The organism is Leucobacter sp. M11 (assembly GCF_035726885.1).
In the GTDB taxonomy this organism is placed as follows: domain Bacteria; phylum Actinomycetota; class Actinomycetes; order Actinomycetales; family Microbacteriaceae; genus JAPFRB01.
This window is the reverse complement of record NZ_JAPFRB010000005.1, coordinates 152676-153747: the sequence shown is the minus strand read 5'-3', so window position 1 is coordinate 153747 and position 1072 is coordinate 152676. Positions and strand designations below refer to the sequence as shown.

The 1072-nt window shown below is 67.4% G+C and carries 1 protein-coding gene; it reads right to left on the bottom strand.

Annotation, left to right across the window (positions count from 1 at the left end; all coding sequences use genetic code 11):
• Positions 1-42 precede the first annotated feature (42 nt).
• Positions 43-1072, bottom strand: a 1030-nt coding sequence (locus OOT08_RS16060) for an RNA polymerase sigma factor (RefSeq protein ID WP_325093831.1), incomplete at its 5' end; no start/stop codon positions are given.

Sequence of the window (1072 nt, the reverse complement as noted above, 5' to 3'; positions counted from 1 at the left end):
TGCTGCATCGAATGACGCGATGCGCGGAGTGCTGGTGACTCGTTACTCGAGGTAGTCCCGCAGCGACTGCGAGCGGGACGGGTGGCGCAGCTTCGCCATCGTCTTCGACTCGATCTGACGGATCCGCTCGCGGGTCACCCCGAAGGTGTCGCCGATCTGGTCGAGCGTCTTCGGCATGCCGTCGCCCAGACCAAAGCGCATCCGGATGACCCCGGCCTCGCGCTCGGAGAGGGAGTCGAGCAGGGACTCGAGCTGCTGCTGCAACATCGTGAACCCCACCGCGTCGGCGGGCACGACCGCCTCGGTGTCCTCGATGAGGTCACCGAACTCGCTGTCGCCGTCCTCGCCGAGGGGCGTGTGCAGCGAGATGGGCTCGCGGCCGTACTTCTGGACCTCGACGACCTTTTCCGGGGTCATGTCGAGCTCGCGGCTCAGCTCGTCGGGGGTGGGCTCGCGGCCCAGGTCCTGGAGCATCTGCCGCTGCACGCGGGCCAACTTGTTGATGACCTCGACCATGTGCACCGGGATACGGATGGTGCGGGCCTGGTCCGCCATCGCGCGGGTAATCGCCTGCCGGATCCACCAGGTGGCGTAGGTCGAGAACTTAAAGCCCTTGGTGTAGTCGAACTTCTCGACGGCGCGGATGAGGCCGAGGTTGCCCTCCTGGATCAGGTCCAGGAACTGCATTCCGCGCCCGGTGTAGCGCTTCGCGAGCGAGACCACGAGGCGGAGGTTTGCGCCCAGCAGGTGGCTCTTCGCGCGCTGCCCGTCACGGGCAACCCACTTCAGCTCGCGGGTGAGCTGCTTGCTCAGGTCCGTGGAGTTCGCCAGCTTGTCCTCGGCGAAGAGGCCCGCCTCGATGCGCATGGCGAGCTCGACCTCCTCCGCGGCGTTCAGCAGGGCGACCTTCCCGATCTGCTTCAGGTAGTCCTTGACGGGGTCCGCGGTCGCGCCCGGGATCAGCGTGGAGGTCGTGGGGACCTCGTCCTCGTCGTCCCGCCCGGAGATGACAATCGCGCCGGTCGGGAGGGGCTCGTCGGCAACGGTGGAGCGCTGCTTCTTCTGGCCGCCC